The organism is Streptomyces sp. NPDC002130 (genome assembly GCF_040296465.1).
In the GTDB taxonomy this organism is placed as follows: Bacteria; Actinomycetota; Actinomycetes; order Streptomycetales; family Streptomycetaceae; genus Streptomyces.
Genome location: NZ_JBEOXI010000577.1, coordinates 1 through 2300, shown reverse-complemented (window position 1 = coordinate 2300; position 2300 = coordinate 1). Strand labels below are relative to the sequence as shown.

2 protein-coding genes are annotated in these 2300 nt (G+C 61.3%); both read right to left on the bottom strand.

The window, feature by feature from the left end; translation table 11 throughout:
- Window positions 1-19: 19 nt before the first annotated feature.
- Entirely contained in the window at window positions 20-1288 is a 1269-nt protein-coding gene (locus ABT116_RS51120) for a glycoside hydrolase family 183 protein (protein WP_502984043.1), read from the bottom strand.
- 200 nt (window positions 1289-1488) lie between these two features.
- Window positions 1489-2277, bottom strand: coding sequence for a RhlG family 3-oxoacyl-ACP reductase (locus tag ABT116_RS42995; protein WP_502984044.1), 789 nt, complete (start codon window positions 2275-2277; stop codon window positions 1489-1491).
- Window positions 2278-2300 lie beyond the last annotated feature (23 nt).

The window sequence follows — 2300 nt, the reverse complement described above, 5'->3', positions numbered from 1 at the left end:
CGAGGGCTTATTCGACCGATCATCTCGGCAAAGCTCCCCCTCGCCGATGCAGACAAGGGACAGGCGTTGCTCGAATCGAAAGACTCGGTCGGCAAAGTCCTTCTCCTACTGGATGGTTCGTGACAGATCGCAGCCGACCCGAGCGACAGGCATCTCTCAGAGGGAACCCACCACGGAAGCACGGAAGCACGGAAGCACGGACAGAGTCACCTCGAATGAAGGGATGAGATATGTCGAACAACAACACCATCAAAGACTTCGGCGCCAGGCTGATGAACGGTGCGCACAAAATCGTGCTCACCGTCAGCAGAGGGCGACTGCTGTCCAAACCCTTCGGAATGCCGGTCGTCGAGCTGCACACGATCGGACGATCGTCGGGTATGCCGCGCTCGTGCCACCTGACAACCCCTGTCAGAGAAAGGGACTGGATCGTGCTCGTCGCGTCGAAAGGCGGCGACGACCGAAATCCGGACTGGTACAAAAATCCGCGAGAAAGTCGAACCTCGCCGGATCGTCCCGCGGGGGTTCCGTAGTTGTAGACGAACCCGCCATCCTTCACCATCGAGCTCATCTGAAAGTTCTCACTACCGGCAACAGGACCTACACCGGTGGGAAGAACACCACCGATGTTGGGGCGCAGCGTTTCCGGATGCGTGGCCCACGTTTCGCCGTTGTCCGAGGAAGTGGCAATCTGTGAGTAGTTCGTGCTCCACTGCCCGGCCTCACCCCAGTTACGCACCGACATGTAGCTCAGATACTGCACACCGTTCACCGCAATGCCGCTGGTGGGGATACTGGACGCCTCGACGCCCGGAACCTTCAGACCGGCAATGATCTCGCGTGCCTGACCGGCGCCGTCCATCGGCGCGCTGTCGATGCGCATACCGTCGGCCAGCACCCGATCCGAGCTGCGGAAGAGTACATTGCTTCGCCACTCGCCCACCAAACCGTCGCAGGCGGGGTTGCGACTGAGCCCGGTGGTGTCACCGAAAGCGGTCAGAATCTGACCGGCACCGTTGTCCCACATGATGCCCAGATCCGTGCCCAGAACATTGAAGCGATCGACCGTCTTGTTGGGACTGTATGTCCCGGTGACTTTTTCGATCGCGGTAGTACGCCCGGACAGGCCCGGCAACCCTCCGGTGTTGCCGTTGAGCCACGGCGCCGCATTGGCCGGCCCTCCGGTACTGCCGACACCACTCACTCCGACGCATCCCGGCGCCGCCGTCGCCGGCGAAGCCACCGCCGTGACGGCAGCGGCCGCAATCGCAGCAACTGTTCCGAACACTCCCAACGATCTCCCCGCGCGAAACATGACTCCCCCAAGGCCGGGATTGTTGGTGTTGTCGTCGTCGTTCCCCCCGAACCTCGGACAATCTAGCAACCTCAGTCACAGATAACCCAATCGGACAAAGCCACGAAAAGGCCTGAAAGTCATAGTAGTTCAGACTTTCAGGCCTTTTCGGACAGAGAAGATCAGTCAGACGGTCAGCGCGCTCCGCTCGCACCGCCGTCGAGCGGGATCACCGCACCGGTCAGATAAGCCCCGGCACGCGAAGCCAGGAAGATAGCAAGTCCTGCAGCGTCCTGGGGAGTTCCGACCCGGCCCAACGGGACCGAGTCCGCCACAGCCTTTGCGCTCTGCTCGTCCTCCAGGAGGAATGCCATCATCTTCGACGGAAACGGACCCGGCGCAATGGCGTTGACCGTGATCTGTTCCCCCGCAAGCGTCGCCGCCAACTTGCGCGTCAACATGTGTACCGCAGCCTTACTGGCACCGTACGAGAAGTTTTCCGAGCCCGACACCACAAGTCCGTCGATCGATCCGATATTGATTACGCGCGCGGGATCTTCGGCCTTGGCCGCAGAACGCAACTGCGGCAACAGCTTCTGTGTCAAGAGGAAGATGGCTTTGACGTTGATGTCGAAAATCTTGTCGAAGCCGGCGGCCGGAAAATCGTCGACCGGAGCTCCCCACGTCGCACCGGCGTTGTTGACCAGTACGTCGAGCGTCGGCGAAATCTCGGCGACCTTCGCAGCGAGGCTCTCGATCCCCTCGTCCGTGGACAGATCGGCCGGATGCGAGATGCAGGTGCCGAACTCCGAAAGCTCCCGCGCGGCTTCGTCACAGGCTTCGGCTTTTCGAGCCGAAATGACGACCGTCGCACCGCCTTCGACAAATCCGCGAGCGATCATGTATCCGATGCCACGTGATCCACCGGTGACCACAACGGTCTTGCGCCCCTCCCCGGCGACCGCATGACGTACGTCAAACAGGTCGAGGGCGTCGACACCCGCCT